The 19,519-nt window shown below is 44.4% G+C and carries 15 protein-coding genes, 2 tRNA genes and 1 other annotated feature; of the genes, 3 read left to right on the forward strand and 14 right to left on the reverse strand.

Going from position 1 to position 19,519, the window contains the following annotated elements; translation table 11 throughout:
• Positions 1-2: 2 nt before the first annotated feature.
• From rlmB to ACTNB3_RS04060, 7 genes are all read right to left on the reverse strand, one after another.
• Complete coding sequence (gene rlmB / locus ACTNB3_RS04030) at positions 3-755, reverse strand: 23S rRNA (guanosine(2251)-2'-O)-methyltransferase RlmB (protein ID WP_427805539.1); 753 nt, start codon at positions 753-755, stop codon at positions 3-5.
• On the reverse strand, positions 755-1,243 hold the full coding sequence (locus ACTNB3_RS04035) for a Mini-ribonuclease 3 (protein WP_427805538.1): 489 nt from the start codon (positions 1,241-1,243) through the stop codon (positions 755-757). The genes rlmB and ACTNB3_RS04035 overlap by 1 nt, the downstream gene beginning before the upstream one ends.
• Entirely contained in the window at positions 1,228-2,634 is a 1,407-nt protein-coding gene (gene cysS / locus ACTNB3_RS04040; RefSeq protein WP_427805537.1) for a cysteine--tRNA ligase, read from the reverse strand. Before cysS ends, ACTNB3_RS04035 begins: the two co-directional genes overlap by 16 nt.
• A gap of 26 nt (positions 2,635-2,660) precedes the next feature.
• Positions 2,661-3,329, reverse strand: a complete 669-nt coding sequence (gene epsC / locus ACTNB3_RS04045; protein ID WP_427805536.1) for a serine O-acetyltransferase EpsC — start codon at positions 3,327-3,329, stop codon at positions 2,661-2,663.
• A gap of 98 nt (positions 3,330-3,427) precedes the next feature.
• Positions 3,428-3,674 (reverse strand) — a binding site (T-box leader).
• A 73-nt stretch (positions 3,675-3,747) separates the two neighbouring features.
• Positions 3,748-4,872: a GNAT family N-acetyltransferase gene (locus ACTNB3_RS04050; RefSeq protein WP_427805535.1), complete on the reverse strand. Its 1,125-nt coding sequence runs from the start codon at positions 4,870-4,872 to the stop codon at positions 3,748-3,750.
• Positions 4,869-5,423 carry a 2-C-methyl-D-erythritol 2,4-cyclodiphosphate synthase gene (gene ispF / locus ACTNB3_RS04055; RefSeq protein ID WP_427805534.1) on the reverse strand — a complete coding sequence of 185 codons (555 nt, stop codon included), beginning with the start codon at positions 5,421-5,423 and terminating at the stop codon, positions 4,869-4,871. Before ispF ends, ACTNB3_RS04050 begins: the two co-directional genes overlap by 4 nt.
• A gap of 41 nt (positions 5,424-5,464) precedes the next feature.
• Positions 5,465-5,983, reverse strand: a complete 519-nt coding sequence (locus ACTNB3_RS04060; RefSeq protein WP_441024576.1) for a hypothetical protein — start codon at positions 5,981-5,983, stop codon at positions 5,465-5,467.
• Positions 5,984-6,246: 263 nt separating this feature from the next.
• Between ACTNB3_RS04060 and ACTNB3_RS04065 the strand changes: the two genes are divergently transcribed.
• Positions 6,247-6,319, forward strand: a tRNA-Val gene (locus ACTNB3_RS04065).
• Between the two features lie 20 nt (positions 6,320-6,339).
• Positions 6,340-6,413, forward strand: a tRNA-Met gene (locus ACTNB3_RS04070).
• 146 nt (positions 6,414-6,559) lie between these two features.
• Here ACTNB3_RS04070 and gdhA read toward each other — a convergent pair.
• The 3 genes from gdhA to ACTNB3_RS04085 all read right to left on the reverse strand — a co-directional run bounded on the left by gdhA (position 6,560) and on the right by ACTNB3_RS04085 (position 12,907).
• Complete coding sequence (gdhA, locus tag ACTNB3_RS04075; protein WP_441024577.1) at positions 6,560-7,894, reverse strand: NADP-specific glutamate dehydrogenase; 1,335 nt, start codon at positions 7,892-7,894, stop codon at positions 6,560-6,562.
• Between the two features lie 384 nt (positions 7,895-8,278).
• On the reverse strand, positions 8,279-12,037 hold the full coding sequence (locus ACTNB3_RS04080; RefSeq protein WP_441024578.1) for a phosphoribosylformylglycinamidine synthase: 3,759 nt from the start codon (positions 12,035-12,037) through the stop codon (positions 8,279-8,281).
• 126 nt (positions 12,038-12,163) lie between these two features.
• Positions 12,164-12,907, reverse strand: a complete 744-nt coding sequence (locus ACTNB3_RS04085; RefSeq protein WP_441016909.1) for a TIGR01906 family membrane protein — start codon at positions 12,905-12,907, stop codon at positions 12,164-12,166.
• Between the two features lie 84 nt (positions 12,908-12,991).
• Between ACTNB3_RS04085 and ACTNB3_RS04090 the strand changes: the two genes are divergently transcribed.
• Positions 12,992-13,900, forward strand: coding sequence for a LysR family transcriptional regulator (locus ACTNB3_RS04090; protein WP_427805529.1), 909 nt, complete (start codon positions 12,992-12,994; stop codon positions 13,898-13,900).
• 3 nt (positions 13,901-13,903) lie between these two features.
• Here ACTNB3_RS04090 and ACTNB3_RS04095 read toward each other — a convergent pair whose 3' ends face one another.
• From ACTNB3_RS04095 to ACTNB3_RS04110, 4 genes are all read right to left on the reverse strand, one after another.
• Entirely contained in the window at positions 13,904-16,276 is a 2,373-nt protein-coding gene (locus tag ACTNB3_RS04095; RefSeq protein ID WP_427805528.1) for an ATP-dependent DNA helicase, read from the reverse strand.
• A gap of 86 nt (positions 16,277-16,362) precedes the next feature.
• Positions 16,363-17,130 carry a TIGR03915 family putative DNA repair protein gene (locus ACTNB3_RS04100; protein ID WP_427805527.1) on the reverse strand — a complete coding sequence of 256 codons (768 nt, stop codon included), beginning with the start codon at positions 17,128-17,130 and terminating at the stop codon, positions 16,363-16,365.
• Entirely contained in the window at positions 17,105-18,442 is a 1,338-nt protein-coding gene (locus ACTNB3_RS04105) for a putative DNA modification/repair radical SAM protein (RefSeq protein WP_427805677.1), read from the reverse strand. Before ACTNB3_RS04105 ends, ACTNB3_RS04100 begins: the two co-directional genes overlap by 26 nt.
• A 217-nt stretch (positions 18,443-18,659) precedes the next feature.
• Positions 18,660-19,496: a P-loop NTPase gene (locus ACTNB3_RS04110; RefSeq protein WP_441016912.1), complete on the reverse strand. Its 837-nt coding sequence runs from the start codon at positions 19,494-19,496 to the stop codon at positions 18,660-18,662.
• Positions 19,497-19,519: the final 23 nt, after the last annotated feature.

The raw sequence follows: 19,519 nt of genomic DNA on the forward strand, positions 1-19,519 counted from the left end.
AATTAACCCAGCCTTTGACGTACAATCTCATAAGCAAGCACACCCGCCGCCACCGAAGCATTCAGAGAATCAATATCCCCCTTCATCGGAATGGAAGCTGTCATATCGCAGGTCTCGCGAACCAGCCTGCTCACTCCTTCTCCTTCGTTTCCGATCACAAGCCCGATCGGCCCTTTCAGATTCACATGATACATGATATCCCCGCCCATGTCGGCGCAGACGAACCAGAGTCCTTTTTCCTTCAGTTCTTCCATCGTTTTCACCAGATTGGTGACCTTAGCTACCGGCGTATAGTTCAGCGCACCGGCCGAAGTCTTTGCCACTGTCGCAGTGAGTCCTGCCGCACGCCGCTTCGGAATGATCACACCGTGTGCCCCCGCCAGATTTGCGGTTCGGATAATCGCCCCAAGATTGTGCGGATCCTCAATATTATCCAGCAGGATCAGAAATGGATCCTCGCCTTTTTCTTTTGCAAGTTCCAACATATCTTCCACCTGAGCATATTCGTACGCAGCCGCCATCGCAATGACACCCTGATGTTTCCCTGTCTCGGAAATCTGAGCAAGACGTTCTTTTGTCACAAAATTGAGAATCGTGTCATGCTTCTTCGCTTCACGCACAATACTGCGGATCGGGCCGTCCTGACATCCGTCCAGAACATACACTTTGTCAATCGGTTTTCCGGAACGAAATGCTTCCATAACCGCATTTCTCCCCTCGATCAACTGGCTTTTTACTCCATTTTCTTCTATCATCACTCATTCTCCCTGACTGCAGAACCTGTCTCCTGCATTTTTTCTTCTTTTTTATTCAAATGTTCCAGTCCGATTTTAATCAGTTCCAGCATTCTCGGCCATTCGTTTTTCAGATACAGCCATCCCATCAACGCCTCAAAACCGGTCGCGCGCCGATAATCCGTTAGGGTCTGATTCTTTGCAGGGGATACCGTTTTCGCATTTCTCCCCCGCTTGTATACAGCATGTTCCTCCTCAGTCAAATGCTCCTGAATCACACGCATCATCTCCGACTGCGCCGAAGCCTGTACCATACTGCTGGTTTCCTGGTGCAGCTTTTTCACCTGTTTATTGCCTTCGCTGACCACCATAGTCTTGATAATCAAATCGTATACACTATCTCCTATATATGCTAAAGTAAGAGGTGAATATCCTGCGATATCCACCTCATTCAGTTTCAAAACGTCGCACATACAGGATTTCCAGTCAAATCCTATGCTTTTTTCCATTGTACTCCTTCTCTGGTATCCTTCAGTATAATTCCTTTCGCCAGAAGTTCGTCACGGATTGCGTCAGCTCTTGCGAAATCCTTTGCCTTTCTTGCTGCCTGGCGTTCTTCAATCAGTTTCTCAATGTCTGCATCCAGAAGCTCTTCTTCCTTGTCAAGGATCAATCCGAGCACATCTCCAAGCTTCACGATCAGATCAAACAGCTTCTTCAGATATTCTTTTGAACTTTCCGCTGAAGCCGTAGTATTTGCAAATTTCACCAGATCAAAGATCGCAGCGATTGCATCTGCCGTATTAAAGTCATCATCCATGGCAGCTTCGAATTCCTTTACGAACTCTTCCGTCTGGGCAAACGTCGCATTTTCCGCTTCGTTCATCGCTTCCGTCTGGGCAGCTCCCATCAGATGTTTCAGATTATCCACCGCATTCACAATTCTTTCCAGACCATTTGCGGACGCCTCCATTAAATCAGCACTGAAATTCAACGGGCTTCTGTAATGAGCGCTCAACATAAAGAAGCGGAGCACCTGCAGATCATACTGCTCGCTGATCTCACGGACGGTACGGAAATTTCCGAGAGATTTGGACATTTTACGGTTATCAATATTTAAAAATGCATTGTGCATCCAGTATCTGGCAAATTCTTTTCCGTTAGCCGCTTCACTCTGAGCGATCTCATTCTCATGGTGTGGGAATACCAGATCCTCACCGCCCGCATGAATGTCGATCTGCTCACCGAGATATTTCTTAGACATCACAGAGCATTCAATATGCCATCCCGGACGTCCTTCACACCACGGAGACTCCCACGCGGGTTCGCCTTCTTTTTTCGGCTTCCAGAGTACGAAATCAAGCGGATCTTCTTTCTCATCCTCACCGGTCACCAGCAGGGAACGTCCGCCCGAGCGGAGATCATCCAGATTCTTATGGGATAATTTTCCATAGTCTTTGAACCGTCTGGTGCGGAAATAAACGGTTCCGTTTTTCTCATAGGCATAACCTTTCTCGATCAGATCCGCGATCATTTCCACCATACCGCAGATTTCCTCGGTTGCAAGCGGATGTTTGGTTGCCGGCTTCACATTCATCCCTTCCATATCCTTCTTACATTCTGCGATGTATCTCTGAGAAATTTCCTGCGCAGAAACGCCTTCTTCAATTGCTTTCTTAATGATCTTGTCATCCACATCCGTAAAATTGGAAACGTAATTGACATCGTATCCCTTATATTCAAAATATCTTCTTACGGTGTCAAATACGATCATCGGTCTTGCATTTCCGATATGAATAAAATTATACACGGTCGGACCGCAGACATACATTTTCACTTTCCCCGGCTCCAGAGGTACAAATTCTTCTTTTCTTCTTGTCAGTGTGTTAAATACTTTCATGTGTCTTCCCTTTCTGATCTGTCATCTTATTCCATCATTTCATATAATTCAATTCTTTTTTCCAGTTCTTCCATTTTCTTCATCATCCACATATTTTCTTCCTGCAGTTTCTGAATATCCGCTTTGACCGGATCCGGAAGATGAATCTGATCCATATCTGTTCTCGGAATCTTCTGATTTCCCATGCGCACAATTCGTCCCGGGACACCGACAACCGTACAGTTCGGCGGCACTTCCTCGATTACGACAGAACCGGCGCCGATCTTGGAATTCTTTCCTACGGTAAATGATCCGATTACTTTTGCTCCGGCGCTCACCATAACATTATCTTCCAGCGTCGGATGCCGTTTTCCCTTTTCTTTTCCGGTTCCTCCAAGGGTCACTCCCTGATACAACGTCACATTATTTCCAAGTATCGCCGTCTCACCAATGATCACACCACTTCCGTGGTCAATAAAAAGGCCCTTCCCGATGGTAGCTCCCGGATGGATCTCGATCCCCGTTTTTCGGACTGCTCTCTGCGAAATCCACCTCGCAAGAAAATAGTGCTTCTTTAAATATAACTTATGTGCCACTCTATAATGTAACATTACTTTAAAACTGGGATACAGAAATACTTCCATCGTAGACTTAATTGCCGGATCACGTTCTCGGATCACTTCTATTTCTTCCTTCACAAAAGAAACGATACCCATATTATTACTCCTTTCTTTCAGTGAAAACGCAATAAAACTCGCAAATGGTCCACCGGACCTTGTTGGCGCATGCATGGCAACAAAAAAACTCCGTCCCGATAAGAGACGAAGTTTTCCGCGGTTCCACTCTATTAAAAGGCTTTTCGACCTTTCTCCTCAATGCATATAACGGATGCACTCCGTATCCGGCTATATGATTAAACACTTTGAATGCCACGTTAATCCTTTCACCGAATCGACTCCCGAATGCACTTCACAATCCTTCTTCTCGGGTCTGCTTACAGCCGCTGACAAACCCTCTCTGTCAGATTCCGGAAAGTTACTCTTTTCGTTCTTCGTCTTTCAAACTATTTGTCTATTCTTCTATATACTATGCGAAATTGATTAATTTGTCAACCGCAAAGCAAAAATTATCACATTATACGATTTCATTCAAAAGAATCCGATTCAAAGGCTGTAGCTTGGAAATACTCTCCTTGAATTCCGCAGAGAATTTCTCCTGCTCCTCTTCCTCCACTTTTTCCAGACTCTTATAGCCGAATAAAATCGTTGTCAGCGCATCCACACTAATCATCTGGATGCCGTCACTCTTTCCTTTTGCAATGGGTTTCGTTCGAACCACCAGATGCTCTTTGTTTCCCTTAATGCTGAATATCTTATTATTCTCCCGGATAACCGGATCCACAAGAATGAACTGGAACTCCGTATCCTCATCGCAGGCCATGCACGACATCAGAGATTCTACATGCAGGATCCTGGCCATAATCATTGGTTTTTTCTTTTCCTGTTTCTTAAGGATCAGACCGCCTTTTTCAAAAATATCCTCATATCCCGGTTCTACCAGCGGTTCCCGTACCGAAAAACCCTTTTCTTCATCAAATACCAGAATCCCTTTGATTTCATCATCTGTCTCCGCAAGGAGGATTCCGCCTTTCTGACTTTTCTGCTCCCTGAGCAAAGTTTCATAATACAGCCAGTCTCTTTTGACATAAATCTGGTATTTTTCTTCCAGAATATGTTCCGCAAAAGCCGCTATTTTCTTACAATCAGACGCAAGCGCAGGTCTGAGCAGTATCCGTTTTCCATTGCCGCTGTGAAGAATTGCATCCAGCGACGGTACTTCCCCATTTGCCATGAAAGCTTCCCACTGCTCCGCCGCATACACAAAGCGAAAATCATGCGGATAATAAATCTTTTCATCTGCCGGCATCAAAAATGTAAACGGCAGTTTCTTCGTATACATATCCCTCACCGCTTTTCGGAGCAATTCTGTCATCTGCCCCTGCCCGCGATACATTCTGTCGGTAGCAACTCCCACAATATATCGGCTGCCTTCTTCCTTTTTACCAATTTGAAGCACATAAGGATTTAAATGCAGCATGGAATGAATCTCTCCATCCTTCTCGATTACGTAGATTTCATTGTCTTCCGTTTTGGAAGTATAATAATAATCTAAAAATTCTGTCGTATCTTCGTCAAACACCCGTTCCCAGAGTGGTCTCGTAAGCACATGCTCGTTTGCCTTTAGTTTTCTTAGTATCATTCTTCTGACCTCATACATCCCCGGCAGCCGGCGCAGCTTCTCCCCTCAGTCTGCATCACATCCGTACTGCTGAAATTCGTAATCTTCTCAAGAGCGCAAATTGCCTGAGCGGAAATTCCTTCTCCGCTTCCGGTAAATCCAAGCCCTTCTTCTGTTGTCGCTTTCACGTTCACTCTGTCTCTCTCAATCCCCAAAGCACTCGCTATATTTTCCTCCATCTGCGCAATATGCGGACGCATCTTCGGTTTCTGCGCAATGATAGTGGCATCAATATTTTCTACAATATACAGATTTTCCTCCAAAAGGCCTGCCACATGTTTAAGCAGCTTCATGCTGGAAATACCACTGTATTTTTCATCCGTATCCGGGAAGTGCTTCCCTATATCGCCGAGAGCCGCAGCTCCCAGAAGAGCATCCATAATCGCATGCAGAAGAACATCTGCATCGGAATGTCCCAAAAGCCCCTTCTCATAAGGAATCTTCACTCCTCCGAGAATCAAATCTCTTCCTTCCGTTAGTCTGTGTACATCATATCCCATTCCAACCCGCATATCCCGTCTTCTCCTTCCCGATATGTACCTGATTCTTCTTTTTACGGCTCTTCTTCTGCCTCTTCATCTGTTTCTTCTCCGGAAGCAGTTCCCCATCCTTCCTCATCCATTTCAGAAAAATCGGGATCCTCATCCAGAGGCTCTGCGTCTTCGTCCATCATCACTTCACCATCATCGCTGTCCTTTCCATCGCCTGAATTTGCAGATTCATTCTTTTCATCAGCAACGGTCGGAGCTTTCCACACACGTTCCGTATTGTCAGTACGCGCCGGATTCCCGGTTCCTTCTGCCTCAACTGTGACCTCGTCAACGCTCTCATCATCGTCTCCGTTTACCGCGTCACCGGATGCTTCCTTTTCTGCTTTCATATCCTTCAGAAGTTCACGGATATTCAAAATCACTGTAGCAGCACCAAATACAATAAAGATGACTCCGAAAATGATCAAAACTGTCTTGTAGTTCGGGTTGCCCTGCATAACATCCATAATCAGTTTGACACCATTATATATCAGGTATGCACCTACAAGAATCATCAACGTCCTTCTCGTTTTTCCTTGCATTTTTTCTTCCTCCGTATTCTACATCATCACAACAATTACAGTATCCTCATGTAACTGAACTGTTATTCATTCTACCATACTTGAATTGAAATTTCCATGTTTTTTCGATTACGGCTTCTGTAATCCATGCCTCTTTATTCCTATCCCAAACACGTCAAATGGCATTCTCAAAAAAAATAATTTTTTTCAAAAAAAGTGTTGACATTTTGAGATCTTCGAGATATACTATAGAAGTCGGTTGCGGGAAAGCAACTTACAGAAATGGGATCATAGCTCAGCTGGGAGAGCATCTGCCTTACAAGCAGAGGGTCATAGGTTCGAGCCCTATTGGTCCCACTTCACTGAAAAGTGAATATGGCGGGATAGCTCAGTTGGCTAGAGCACACGGTTCATACCCGTGGTGTCGCTGGTTCAAATCCAGTTCCCGCTACTAAAAAGTCTGGTTTTCCAGACTTTTTTCTTGTTCAAAACAACGTGTTATTTCAGTTACGAAATAAAAAGCCGGGATCATCTCATTTCTGCGATCATCCCGGCTTATCTATTGATTATTGTTCTATCTATTACAGTATATTTCTATTACACAATTCCCTGAGCAGTCATAGCATCTACAACTTTTTCAAATCCTGCAATGTTTGCACCCACTACATAATTGCCTTTTGCTCCGTAACGTTCTGCTGCATCAGCCATGTTATGGCAGATATTTACCATGATGTTTTTCAGTTTCGCATCAACTTCTTCGAATGTCCAGCTCAGACGTTCGCTATTCTGAGACATTTCCAGAGCAGATGTTGCAACACCGCCTGCATTCGCTGCTTTACCAGGTGCAAATAATACGCCGTTCTCCTGAAGATATTGTGTTGCTTCGATGGTTGTCGGCATATTTGCTCCTTCTGCTACTGCAATACATCCGTTTGCGACAAGCTGTTTCGCATCATCAAGAAGAAGTTCATTCTGTGTTGCACACGGAAGTGCAATATCTACTTTTACAGACCATACACCGCGTCCTTCATGGTATTCTGAGTTCGGACGATACTTCTTGTACTCTGTCAATCTTGCACGATTTACTTCTTTGATCTCTTTCAGTGCTGCCACATCGATTCCTTCCGGATCGTATACCCATCCTGTAGAATCACTTACGGTAACAACCTTTGCTCCGAGCTGCTGAGCTTTCTGTGTAGCATAAATAGCAACATTTCCAGATCCGGATACTGCCACTGTCTTGCCTGCAAGCTCAATTCCGTTGAGTTTCAGCATCTCTTCTGTCAGATACAGAAGTCCGTATCCGGTTGCTTCTGTACGTGCAAGAGATCCGCCGTAGCTTAATCCTTTACCTGTAAGAACACCTTCGTAGAGTCCGCGGATTCTCTTATACTGTCCGAACATGTAGCCGATTTCTCTTGCTCCTGTACCGATATCTCCAGCCGGCACATCCGTGTCTGCACCGATATATTTGCAAAGCTCTGTCATAAAGCTCTGACAGAATGCCATTACTTCTCTGTCTGATTTTCCCTTCGGATCAAAGTCAGAACCACCTTTACCTCCACCGATCGGAAGACCGGTAAGAGAATTCTTAAAGATCTGCTCGAATCCAAGGAACTTGATAATACCGAGGTTTACGGACGGATGGAGACGAAGCCCTCCTTTATATGGTCCGATTGCGCTGTTGAACTGTACACGGTATCCTGTGTTAACATGAACCTGTCCCTTATCGTCTACCCACGGTACACGGAACTTAATCTGTCTCTCCGGTTCTACTAATCTTTCCAGAAGCGCATCTTTTCTGAATTTTTCTTCATCCGCCTCTACTACAACACGAAGAGATTCCAAAACCTCTTTGACTGCCTGATGAAATTCCGGTTCTGCCGGATTCTTTTTAACTACTGATTCAATTACCTCATCAACATATGACATACTACTCAATACCTCCTGTTCATTTTTTCAAATGCTTTTCATATTTACCAAATCAATTTCATTATGAAAACCACTGAATAACCTTTTTCCACTTTAAAACATCCTCTATACAATGTCAAGTTTTTTTTGCTATTTTTTGCCTGTATTTGAATATCAGAGCGCATTCTGTTTCACTTTATATAATATTTCTGATTATATTATTGATTTATATTATTTTTCCTGCAAGTATTCTTTGTATTTCCTGCACGTGCATTGCTACCATTCTGTATTTTTACAAAAAAGAACCATTTTCACACATCCATATTCTTAGCAATTTGCCATATCATATGTATTGTATGAAAACGGTTCTCATTTTATTTATATTACATCAAACAGACTTGTGACTTATTTAAAATACTTCACTCCGGATTCAAAAATCTTCATATCCTGCTCGCCGTAAATATTGACAGCTACACTGTCGCCGCGACGCTCTGAATGTGCCATCTTGCCAAGTACTCGTCCATCCGGGCTTGTAATACCTTCGATCGCACAATATGAACCATTGACATTCCACTCTTCATCCATAGAAACATTGCCATCAAGATCGCAATACTGGGTCGCAACCTGTCCGTTTGCGAACAGCTTGTCAAGCCACTCCTTGCTTGCTACGAAACGTCCTTCACCATGAGAAGCCGGATTGGTATATACGCCGCCAAGTTCAGCACCCTGCAGCCATGGAGATTTGTTCGTCACAACTTTGGTATATACCATCTTGGAAATATGACGTCCGATGGTATTGTATGTCAGTGTCGGTGAATCTGCTGTCTGGCCTACGATCTCACCATAAGGAACCAATCCCAGTTTGACAAGTGTCTGGAAACCGTTACAGATTCCGAGTACAAGTCCGTCACGCTCATTCAGCAGCTTCTCAACAGCTTCTTTTAATTTTGCATTCTGGAATGCAGTTGCAAAGAATTTCGCTGAGCCATCCGGTTCATCACCTGCTGAGAATCCGCCCGGGAACATAATGATCTGGGCTTTCGCAATCTCTTTTTCAAATTCGGCAACGGAATCAAGAATGTCCGCCGCATCCATGTTCTTAAATACTCTTGTCGTTACAGTCGCACCTGCACGTTCAAACGCCTTCGCACTGTCGTATTCACAGTTTGTGCCCGGGAATACCGGAATAAATACATGCGGCTGAGCGATCTTGTTTTTGCAGATATAGATATCCTTTGTATCATAAAGCGGTGATTCTACCTTCTCCTCGGATGCCTCATCGGATACAGTACGGAATACTTTCTCCAGAGTCTCAGTCCATGCGCCTTCTGCCTCTGCAAGTGTAATTCTGACATCTGCATAAGAGAATGCCGCATCATCGGTCACTTCACCAATCACGGTGTAAGTAATGCCAAGTTCTCCAACCTTGTCCGCCGGAACTTCCGCAATAATATCTCCAAATGCAGGAGCAAATAATTCTCTGGCATCCATGTTATGCTCGATCTTAACGCCCATTCCGTTACCAAATGCCATCTTGCTGACAGCGGCGATCACACCGTGACGGTCAAGCGCATATGCTGAAACGATTCTTCCATTGTGAATATCTTCCGTGAACTTACCATACTGCTCCATCACCTTATCATATGCCGGAAGCTCATATTCATCCTTTTCAATACGAAGCCATACAAGCTTGTTACCTGCTTTTTTCAATTCAGGAGAGATGATATCCTGTTCTTTTGCAACATCTACCGCAAAGGAAACCAGTGTTGGCGGTACATCAATGTGTTCGAACGTACCGGACATACTGTCTTTACCTCCGATGGACGGAAGACCGAATCCAAGCTGCGCTTTATATGCTCCGAGAAGCGCTGCAAACGGCTGACTCCATCTGGACGGATCTTCGGTCATACGGCGGAAATACTCCTGGAATGTAAAGCGAATCTTCCTGTAATCTCCTCCGCATGCAACAATCTTTGCAATGGATTCCGTCACTGCATATACAGCTCCATGGTATGGGCTCCAGCTTGACAGGTACGGATCAAATCCATAACTCATCATGGTTACGGTATCGCATTTTCCTTTCAGAACCGGAAGCTTCGCAACCATGCTCTGCGTCTCTGTCATCTGATATTTTCCACCATGTGGCATGAAGACAGAACCTGCTCCAATCGAACCGTCGAACATCTCAACAAGTCCTTTCTGTGAGCATACATTCAGGTCCTTCAGTGTATCAAGCCATTTTTCTTTTACATCATTTACTTCTACCTGCTGTACAAGCGGGCTGTCTGCTCTGTTAGGAATGTCAACTTTTACAGTTGTCTCCTGATGTGCACCATTTGTATCAAGGAATGCACGGGAAATATTTACAATTTCCTTTCCTCTCCAGGACAATACCAGTCGCGGCTCTTCCGTTACAACAGCAACTTTTGTCGCTTCCAGATTCTCTTCCTTTGCATATGCAAGGAACTGCTCGGCATCCTTCGGATCAACAACCACAGCCATACGTTCCTGCGATTCTGATATCGCAATTTCTGTTCCGTCCAGACCGGCATATTTCTTCGGTACTTTATCCAGATCAACACGAAGTCCGTCTGCAAGTTCTCCGATTGCTACAGAAACACCGCCTGCTCCGAAGTCGTTACATTTCTTGATCAGTCTGCTGACTTCTTCTCTGCGGAACAGTCTCTGAATCTTACGCTCTGTCGGCGGGTTACCCTTCTGAACCTCAGCGCCACAGGTCTCAATCGATTCTTCTGTATGAACTTTGGAAGATCCGGTTGCTCCGCCGCAGCCGTCACGGCCGGTGCGTCCGCCAAGCAGGATAATGATATCTCCCGGATCGGAAGTCTCACGAATAACAGCACGTCTCGGAGCCGCAGCCATAACTGCTCCGATTTCCATACGTTTTGCCACGTAATCCGGATGATAGATTTCTTTTACAAGGCCGGTTGCAAGACCGATCTGATTACCATAAGAACTATATCCATGTGCGGCACTGCGGACAAGTTTCTTCTGCGGAAGCTTTCCTTTGATCGTCTCTTTTACTGAAACGGTTGGATCTGCCGCTCCTGTCACACGCATAGCCTGATATACATAAGTACGTCCTGACAGTGGGTCGCGGATCGCTCCTCCAAGGCAGGTAGCCGCTCCACCAAACGGTTCAATCTCTGTCGGATGGTTATGGGTTTCATTCTTGAAGTTCACAAGCCATTCTTCTTCAACACCATCTACTTCAACCGGCACAACGATACTGCAGGCATTGATCTCATCAGACTCTTCCTGATCTTCCAGTTTTCCTTCCCTTTTGAGTTTTCTCATCGCCATCAGAGCAAGATCCATCAGGCAGACAAATTTGTCTTCACGCCCTTTAAAGATCTCACTGTGTGTCTGTAAGTATTCTTTATAAGTATCTTCGATCGGAGCACGATAATCCCCCTCCCCAAAGCTTACATCTGTAAGTTCCGTAGAGAACGTCGTATGGCGACAGTGATCAGACCAGTATGTGTCAAGGACACGGATTTCTGTCATAGAAGGATCTCTCTTCTCTTCTCCCCGGAAATAATTCTGAATATGCAGAAAATCTTTAAAAGTCATTGCAAGCCCCAGAGAATCATATAATGCCTTCAGTTCCTCTTCCGGCATATCCTTGAATCCCTCGAAAATCTTAACATCTGCCGGCTCATCGAACTTGGTCACCAGTGTTTCCGGCTTATCAAGACTCGTTTCTCTTGAATCAACAGGGTTGATACAATGAGCTTTGATTGCATCAAATTCAGCATCACTGATCTCACCTTCAATCACATAAGTTGTAGCAGTTTTGATAACCGGAAGCTCATCTTCCTTAATAAACTGCACACACTGGACTGCCGAATCCGCTCTCTGGTCGAACTGTCCCGGAAGGAATTCCACAGAAAAAATACGGTCATTCTCTCCATGTGGAAAATCTTCATGATAAAGAACATCTACCGGTGGTTCTGCAAAAACGCCATTACATGCTCTGTCAAATGTGGCATCCGAGAGATTCTCCACATCATAACGAATCAACACCCTTACATTTGTAACCGATTTGATTCCGAGGTAACTCTTCACTTCATGTCCAAGTTCCTTCGCCTGAACGGCAAATTCAGGTTTTTTCTCCACATACACTCGTTTTACACTGTTCATAATTTCCTCCATTAGTTAATCATATTTTAAACTGCGTGAGGCAGCATAAGTTACTGCATAATCTTATTCTATCACATTCATTTTTATAAGTATAGTCAATATATCTAAACTGTTTTATAAGTTTTTCTAATTAACATTCTCTTCTTTTCTGTCCAATCGTTTACTTATCACACAAACAATAAGAGATCCCAAAAGCATAACAATAAAGATAACAGCAATCCGGATAACCATGTCAAAGAAGAATCCTTCCGGGAGCATTCGTATCATATAGTCATATTCCGGATCGAACATCCACAGATCATTGTCAAAAAACAATTCATGAAAAATCACGAAGCATTTCGTAAAGTTTTGCGAGATCAGAACGCCCAGAGCCACAATAACAACTGCAAAAACCGCGAGTATCCGCTCATACATATACGGTATGATTTTTTTCCAATTTCCTTTGAGCGCAAACAATGCAATAACTCCTGCAATAAGAATAATAAACGTTGCTCTCCTCAGGGATAGTCCACCCAGAAACAGTCCCTGCACATCTTCCATATGCAGTCTATCCTGTTCATTAAAAAAATCCTGTCGTTCCCCTTCTACCATTGTCTCGATACTTAAGACCTCTTCCTTTCCTCTTAGATAAGACATCATATATTCTGTGACTTCCATGATGTCCTCCATTTCCATATCCAGCTGCTCCTCAACTCCGTATTTACTGTATTCTTTTTCATAAAAATCAAAATCACTGTAAATACCGATTTCAAAACTGCTAATCAAAAATATAAAAATCAAGCTCAGAGCAATTACACCACCCAGAAATTTATGAAGCCATGTTTCACCTATAATTTTCCCGTTGTCTTTTCTTCCTGTCGCTTTCTTCATGATTCCATCTTTCCTTTCGATCTCTCTTGTTTTTTTCTTCCACATCTCTTATAATACAAATGAGTTTTATAAGGAGGACTAATAATGGATATTAATTACGAATTATATAAAGTGTTTTATTATGTGGCCGATACTCTGAGCTTCTCAGAAGCATCCAAGCAGCTCTATATCTCTCAATCTGCCGTCAGCCAGTCCATCAAAGCCCTGGAGAAGAAGCTGGATCAGACTCTTTTTATAAGAAGTACGAAAAAAGTACAGCTCACCCCGGAAGGCGAGATTCTTCTTCGCCACATTGAACCGGCGATCCACCTGATCAAGCGCGGCGAGGCTCAGATTCTGGAATCCGCCACCACCGGCGGACAGATCCGAATCGGTGCAAGTGACACCATCTGCCGATACTTTCTGGTTCCCTATCTGGAACGCTTTCACAGAGCTTTTCCAAATGCCCACATAAAAGTGACCAATGCTACATCTATTAAATGTACCGAACTTTTGGAGACAGGTCAAGTGGATTTGATCGTAGCAAACTATCCAAACGCATACCTCGGCAATCTGGTCTCCATAAAAAAAATAAAAGAATTTCAGGATGTATTTATCGCCAATCACGCATTTCGCGAATTGAAAGGACATCCCTTATCCTTAAAGCAGCTTCTGGATTACCCAATCATCATGCTGGACAAAAAAAGCACGACAAGCGAATTCCTTCACTCTCTGTTTCAGAAGCATCAGCTCGATCTCGTCCCGGAGATTGAACTCAGCAGCAACGACCTGTTGATTGATCTTGCAAGCATCGGTCTGGGGATCGCCTTTATCCCGGATTATTGTTTTCCGTTAAAGTCCGACGATCTCTTCATCGTTGAGACTACCGAAAAACTTCCAAAAAGACAGCTTATTGCCGCCTATAACGAACATGTTCCCATCTCAAGAGCGGCTCAGGCTTTTCTTAATTATTTTGACGAACCTGTCATCTCCCAAAATCCTGATACGATCTGACTTTTAGGCATTCTGGCTATCCCAGAATGCCTTCACTTTCTCCTCCACATCTTCTAAAACGCAGGCTCCACAATCCTCCCATTCTCTTGGAAATATCTCCCGGCACCGGCGCTCCCGAAACCGTTCATCCAAAAGGAGAATCACACCTCTGTCCTCTTCCGTCCGGATTACTCTTCCTGCTGCCTGCAGCACCTTATTCATTCCCGGGTACAGATATGCATAGTCAAATCCCTGTCCGCCGTCTTTGTCAAAATAATCCTTGAGAATCGCTCGTTCACTGCACACCTGGGGAAGGCCGGTACCAATAATAAAGGCACCGATCAGTTTTTCTTCCGCAAGATCAATGCCTTCCGAAAAGATTCCTCCCATCACGCAAAAACCGACCAGACTTCCTTCGCGCACTTCCTCAAATGTTTCCAGAAAAATCTCTCTTGCTTCTTCGTTCATATAGTGAGATTGCAGAATACACTCCGTCTGACCATCTCCCATCTCGCACCGCATTTTCTCAAAAGCATCATATACAGCTTCCATAAATTGATAGGATGGACAAAACGCCATATAGTTTCCCTGCTTCGCGCGAACAGTCCGCCAGATATATTCCGCATATCGCTTATACATATCTTCCGTTCGCTTCTTATATCGTGTACTGACATCCGTTCCGTTTAGTATCAAACGTCTGCTCTGGTCAAATGTAGATTCCGCATAGACCGCATAATTATCCTTGTCCGTGCTCAGCAGCTTTTTATAATACTGTATTGGCAAAAGCGTTGCCGAAAAAAAGATCGTACTATTCCCCATATCCAGATATTTCTGGAGATTTGCCGCCGGATTGACACAGAAAAGCTTCAACATAAATCTCTGATCCTTCTGCATTTGCGAATAGATCACATAATTTTCATCCAATGCCTCATAAATACTGATGAAGGAACGAATCGAAAAATAAAAATCCCGGACAACATCCGCCACGTTCCTGTCCTGACAGTTCTCCAGGAACGTTTCAATCCTCGGCATGAGATTCATTAATTTCAGGTAAATATGGGAAGCACTGCTCACCACCCGATAATCTTCACATTCCTTCTTCATTGCCAGTAGAAGCTTATTACACTCATCCAACCTTTTCGCAAGTTTATAATCAAGCGTCTTCACCAGTTTTTTCACATTCAGAAAATCTTCTTTGTAGATCTCTGCACTGTACATCTGTCTTCCGCGCTCGACAAGATTATGCGCTTCATCAATCAGAAAAATATACTCCCCCGATACTCCTTCGGAGAAAAACCGCTTCAAATGTGCATTTGGATCAAATACATAATTATAATCACAGATCACAGCATCTGCCCATGTGGATACATCGAGTCCCATCTCAAACGGACACACACAGTGCTTTTTCGCCTGTTCTTCCAGCGCTGCTCTGCTCATCTCGTCCGTGGAAGTAAGCAGTTCGTACACCGCGTCATTTACACGGTCAAAATGTCCTTTTGCGTACGGACAGTATTCCGGATTGCATTCCGTCTCATCGCAAAAACAGATCTTCTCCTTCGCCGTCAGCGTGATCACCTTCATTTTCAGTCCCTGCTCTTTCAGGATTTGAAACGCCTGCTCGGCAACCGTTCTTGTGATCGTCTTCGCCGTCAGATAAAAGATCTTTTCCCCCAGCTCCTCCCCGACTGCTTTCACAGCCGGAAACACTGCCGATAACGTCTTTCCGACACCGGTCGGTGCCTGAATAAACAGTTTTTTCTTTCTCAGGATCGTACGATAAACGGATGCCGCCAGCTCTTTCTGTCCTTTCCGGTACGAAAAAGGAAACTGGACTCCTTTTGCAGATGCGTTCCGCTTTCTGCGCCATTCCACTTGGAATTTCGCCCATTTTTCATATTTCATGATCAGTTCATCAAACCACAGTTTCAATTCTTTGCAGTCATAGGTATAACAGAATCTCTTGATCTCCTCTGTATCCATCTGGCAGTACGTCATCTGCACACCGATAAAAGAAAGGTCTCTCTGCTCTGCATACATCCAGGCATAGCATTTCGCCTGAGCAAGATGTACTCCCACCGGCTCTTTGATTTCATCCAGCTCACAGAGTACTCCTTTAATCTCATCAATTGTCACTACGTCCGCCTCTTCCAGAATCCCGTCTGCGCGTCCCTCCACTTTCAAGCAGAAACCGTCACATGGGATCTCCTTTTTCATCGACACCTCCGCGTGATATCCCGCACCCATGCTTCGCTGAATCTTTCTATGGATCTTTCCACCCATCTGCATGGCTTCGGCATCCAGAATTCCTCCTGTTCGATTGTCAATATCGCCTTCCCGTAAAATGAATTCTACCAGATTCCGGACCGATATTCTGATCACCGGCATTTCCTGTTCCATCTCATTATCTCCCGATTCTTACATTCTTTCTATATCTTAACACGAAACAGAATCGAGAAAAAGCATTACGTGATATTTTCACTCCATTAATTCTGGAACTCCACGATATTTTTTCTGTACCAGATCGGCAGATGCTGTCTCTGGCGCACATAACTCTCGCGCTCATTGATCGAGATACTCTCAAAAAACCCTTTCCATAACTTCTGGATTTCCATCTCCGATTCGGACAAACGTTCCAGTATCTCCATATCCGCCTCGATTCCAGAGATCAGGAACCAGCTCTTTCTTGCCTCATGTACCGCAAAAACCTCATGTGTACCGTCAAAGATTAACCAGTTTTCAAGTGGCAGCCGATCTGCAAAATGCGGTGCGATACACGCAAGTATCTGACTTTTCGGATCGATTCTGGCAAATAGTATTCCGCTTTCCAATTCCTTAAAACGCAGAAATTCTTTGAAATAATGTGCTTCATTGGAAACCTTTCTGCTAAGCGCAAATACTTTCTCTACGGAAGGACTGGTTAGATTTTCCATGATCCTGGTACTATCCTTCAGCCTTCTGGCCGCAAACATCGTCCCCAGTATCGCATCTCCTTTGGCTGGATCAGACGAAAGAGCCGCATGATACAGTTTCCAATATGCATCCATCCCAAGGTGGTTCTTGATCATCTTCTCAACCGCGATCACCTTTTCTTCCCTTTCCTCACACTCCGTGTATTCACAAAACAGCTTTTGTTCAACACTGCCTTTAAAAGCAATTCCTGCATCCCCAGTTTCTCTTCTCTCCTTCCAGGCATCATACACCGCCGAAAAAATCCCGGTGATATCATCATGACAGACATAGATTTTCTGCACATTTCCCACTTCCTTCCACAGCAAACGAATCTCCTGAGAATCTCACATCATCAAATAACGACAGCTGCCTGTAATTCATCCCAATCACAGAATCCGGCAACCGTTCTTTACCGTCCAGAATATTCCTTGTTATATAATCCTGATCCATACGCACCGGATACATCATCTTGCCACTGCACGTAATAAAATACAGTGCTCTTTTCAGCACGACTCCCATTTTCTTAAGATCCGCAAAATCAACCGTCCCAAGCCTTCTTGCCTTTACGATCCGGGACGCCGACCGGTATCCAATCCCCGGAACTCGAAGCAGCATGTGGTAGTCCGCCCTGTTCACCTCAATCGGGAACTCCTCCAGATGGCGGACTGCCCAGTCACATTTAGGATCCATCAATACATTAAAATTCGGATTCTCTTCATCCAACAATTCATCCACATGAAACTGATAGTAACGCAGCAGCCAGTCCGCCTGATATAACCTGTGTTCTCTCAGAAGCGGCGGGCCACTATCTGTTTTGACCGGAAGCGCTTTATCTTCGTTCACGGGAACAAACGCCGAATAAAACACTCTCTTCAGTTCAAACTTCTGATAAAGTGCCTCCGTCACCTGCATAATCTGAAAGTCAGTTTCTGGAGTTGCTCCGATAATCATCTGCGTACTCTGCCCTGCCGGCACAAACTGCGGAGCATGCCGGTATACTGTCAATTCCTGCCTATTTTCTTTTCGCTTTTCCTGCACCAGCCTCATGGGAGTCAGGATATTCTTCCGACTCTTGTGCGGTGCAAGAAGGCGAAGACTTTCTTGCGTTGGGAGTTCCAGGTTCACACTCATTCTGTCTGTAAGATATCCCACCTTCTGAATCAGTTCCTGACTCGCCCCCGGAATGGCTTTCACATGGATATAGCCCTGAAAATTACACTCTTTTCTCAGCTTATACAGCGTCGCATAGATCAATTCCATTGTATAATCCGGACTCTTTAAAATACCGGAGCTCAAAAACAATCCCTCTATATAATTACGTCGATAAAACTCCATCGTCAGCTTACAAACTTCATCGGGAGTAAAGGAAGTACGGATCACATCATTGGATGAACGGTTCACACAGTATTTGCAATCAAAAATGCACTCGTTGGTGAAAAGGATCTTAAGCAGTGAAATACACCGTCCGTCTGCCGAAAAACTGTGGCAGATTCCTGCTTTCTCACAATTCCCCATACCGGTTCCGTCTCCTTTCCTGTCCACACCGCTGGAAGTACACGCCACATCATACTTTGCTGCATCCGACAGTATATTCAGCTTCTCATACAGGTTCATCTCCGTCTGGATCCGCACTTTTCATTCCTCCTTATTCTCCGTTCTTCGATCTTTGAGCATTTGCAAACTTACGTTCCGAACATTTGTTCTTTTATATAGTAACATATTCAAGTCGATTTATCAATATCTGAACCATATTTTTCTCATATGCGAAGCAACTAAAAAAAAGACGCTCCACATTACTGTGAAACGCCCCATTTTTATCATTGCCGGACTCCTACTGGAATCTTTCAATAATATTTGTCAGATATTTATTTTCAGCCTCATAGAACTTCTCCTGTTCTACGATTTCAGCCAGCTGAGGATCAATCGGCATTTTTCCAAGCACTTCTGTTCCAAGATTTTCCGCGATCTCATCAATGTGGCTCTCTCCGAAGACGGAAATCCGCTTTCCGCATTCCGGGCATTCCAGATAACTGTAGTTTTCTACAATTCCAAGAACCGGAATATTCATCTGTTTTGCCATATTGTATGCTTTCTCCACAATCATCTGTACCAGATCCTGCGGTGATGTGACGATCACAACTCCATCGACAGGCAAAGACTGGAAAACGGTCAGCGGTACATCACCGGTTCCCGGCGGCATATCGACAAAAAGGAAATCCAGATCTCCCCACATTACATCTGTCCAGAACTGAGTTACAACCCCCGCAATGATCGGTCCTCGCCAGATCACAGGATCAGACTCTCTCTCAAGGAGCAGGTTGACGGACATAATCTTAGTTCCGTCTTTAGCAATACATGGGAACATACCTTCTTCATTTCCGACTGCACTTTCGTGCACTCCATACATTTTCGGTATAGACGGTCCTGTGATATCGGCATCCAGGATTCCGACCGTGTATCCCTGGCTGATGGCAAGCCGTGCAAGAGATGCAGTCACCATAGATTTACCGACTCCGCCTTTTCCGCTCACCACGCCGATTACTTTTTTCACCTGTGAATACGGATTAGCCGGTGCTTTCATATCTTCTTTCTTGCTTTTACACGAGCCTGCGTGCGCACAGGAAGAACACGCCTCCGGTGAACATCCGCTGTTCTGCTCTTCTGCCATAATTCTCAACCTCCAAAATATAT

The sequence above is a fragment of the Bariatricus sp. HCP28S3_D3 genome (assembly GCF_052065755.1).
Lineage (GTDB): Bacteria > Bacillota > Clostridia > Lachnospirales > Lachnospiraceae > Allocoprococcus.